The following is a 2162-nucleotide window of genomic DNA, read 5'->3' on the forward strand; positions in this document are numbered from 1 at the left end:
CGCTGGGCGGGTCCGCGGCCACCGCGCGCCCCGTTGAGGCCTCCGCACCGCAGCAGCAGGAGGGGGCCGAGGCGTACGGGGCCGCGCCCGGAACGATCTCCGCTCCGGGCGAGCCGGTCTCGTCGTCGTCGTCGTCGGCACCTCGTGACTCGTCGGCCCGCGGGACCGAGACGCAGACCATCGTCCACCTGGTCCGGCACGGCGAGGTGCACAACCCCGACGGAGTGCTGTACGGCCGACTGCCGGGTTTTCGGCTCTCCGAGCTGGGGCGCAGTCAGGCCGAGACCGTGGCACGCACACTCGGGCAGGGGCACGACATCGTGTCGATCGTGGCCTCGCCGCTGCAGCGCGCCCAGGAGACCGCCGCCCCGTTGGCCGAGGCGTTGGGCCTGCCGGTGGGGATCGACGCCGACATCATCGAGGCAGACAACCGCTTCGAGGGCAACAAGGTCGGCGGCCGGGGCGGGGCGCTGCGCAACCCGCGGTACTGGCCGATCCTGGTCAACCCGCTGCGGCCCTCGTGGGGTGAGCCGTACCTGCAGATCGCGCACCGGATGATCGGGGCCGTGTACTCCACGCTCGACACCGCCCGCGGCCACGAGGCGGTATTGGTGAGCCACCAGCTGCCCGTGTACACCACGCGACGGTTCCTCGAGGGCCGCCGACTGTGGCACGACCCCCGTTCGCGGCAGTGTTCGCTGGCCTCGATCACCTCTCTGGTCTTCGAGGGCACCACGCTGCGTGACATCGTCTACACCGAACCGGCGGGTGCGTCCGACCCGTCGCAGACTGGAGCCTGAGCCATGCGTCACCCCAAGACCGCCCTCGGCGCCCTATTCCTCGCAGTCGCCCTCGTCACCGGTGCGTGCGCAACCAGCACGGACGCGGTGGTGACGGGCCCCGAGACGTTCGAGTTCGTCAGCCCGGACGGCCAGCTGGAGATCAACTACGACCCCCCATCCGAGCGCAAACCTGTCGCGACTCTCACCGGCCCGGATCTGATGGACCCCGATCGCACGCTCAACGTCCAGGAGGACTTCGAGGGGCAGGTCGTGATCCTCAACCTGTGGGGCCAGTGGTGTGGCCCGTGTCGCGCCGAGTCCGACGACCTGCAGCGGTTGCAGGACGAGTTCGAACCGCAGGGCGCGACCGTGTTCGGCATCAACCTTCGGGACCCTAACCGGCAGAAGCCCGTCGACTTTGTGGAGGACAACGGCATCACGTTCCCCTCGATCTGGGATCCGAGCAACGCCGCGGTGGCCGCACTGCGCGGCTTCCCGACGTCCGTCGTCCCGGCGACGATCATCCTGGACAAGCAACACCGGGTCGCCGCCGTGTACCTGGCCGAGATCACCGATGACAAGCTGCGGGACACCGTGTCCGCGATCCTGGCCGAGGAGGTCGAGCCGGTGTGAACCCGGAGATGATCCTGGTCGCGCAGAGCGTGGGCGAGACCTTCCAGCAGACCGTGGCCAGCGGGCCGATCCTGCTGGCGCTGGGCGCGTGCGTCCTGGCGGGGCTCGTGTCCTTTGCCTCGCCGTGCGTGATCCCACTGGTGCCCGGTTACGTGGCGTACCTGGCCAGTGTCGTGGGCGCCGAGCGTCCCCCGGTCACCGTGGCCGCCGCGGAACGCCAGCGAGCCGCCACGTCGACGATGACCCTGGAGGAACGCCGTACCCGCCGTTCCTCGCGCACGCGGGTGGTGGTGGCATCGCTGCTGTTCGTGGGCGGGTTCACCGTGGTCTTCGTGGCGCTCAGCGCCATGGTGCTGGGCACCGTGCAGTACCTGGCGCCCCAGCAGGAGTTGCTGCAGCGCCTCGGCGGCGTGGTGACGATCCTGATGGGGCTCGTCTTTATCGGTCTCGTGCCCACCCTGCAGCGGGATACGCGCATGCAGCCCAAGGCGCTTTCGACGTGGGTCGGCGCGCCGATGCTGGGCGCCGTCTTCGCGCTGGGCTGGACGCCGTGCCTCGGCCCGACGTTGGCCGCGGCGCTCTCCGTGGCCGCGGGCACGGGTGTCGACGCCGCTCGAGGCGTGCTGCTGATCGTGGCGTACTGCCTCGGACTGGGGTTGCCCTTCGTATTGGTGGCCTTCGGTTCCACCTGGGCGATGCGGACCGTCGGGTGGCTGCAGAAGCACACCCGCGCGATCCAGGTGTTCG

General features: G+C 70.2%; 3 protein-coding genes. All 3 read left to right on the forward strand.

The features are described 5' to 3' along the window. Positions 1–179 precede the first annotated feature (179 nt). The gene (locus G6021_RS14870; protein WP_179525994.1) at positions 180–800 is read left to right on the forward strand and encodes a histidine phosphatase family protein; all 621 of its coding nucleotides are present in this window, start codon (positions 180–182) and stop codon (positions 798–800) included. 3 nt (positions 801–803) lie between these two features. After that, positions 804–1415: a TlpA disulfide reductase family protein gene (locus G6021_RS14875; protein WP_182641615.1), complete on the forward strand. Its 612-nt coding sequence runs from the start codon at positions 804–806 to the stop codon at positions 1413–1415. After that, positions 1412–2162: cytochrome c biogenesis protein CcdA (locus G6021_RS14880; protein ID WP_182641616.1), on the forward strand; the 751-nt coding region annotated here is incomplete at its 3' end. The genes G6021_RS14875 and G6021_RS14880, both read left to right, overlap by 4 nt.

It is taken from the genome of Dietzia sp. CW19 (assembly GCF_014145265.1).
GTDB lineage: Bacteria > Actinomycetota > Actinomycetes > Mycobacteriales > Mycobacteriaceae > Dietzia > Dietzia natronolimnaea.

Bases quoted from the DNA above. Each gene is read 5' to 3' on its own strand.
- G6021_RS14875 (WP_182641615.1), top strand. From the start codon at position 804: ATGCGTCACCCCAAGACCGCCCTCGGCGCCCTATTCCTCGCAGTCGCC.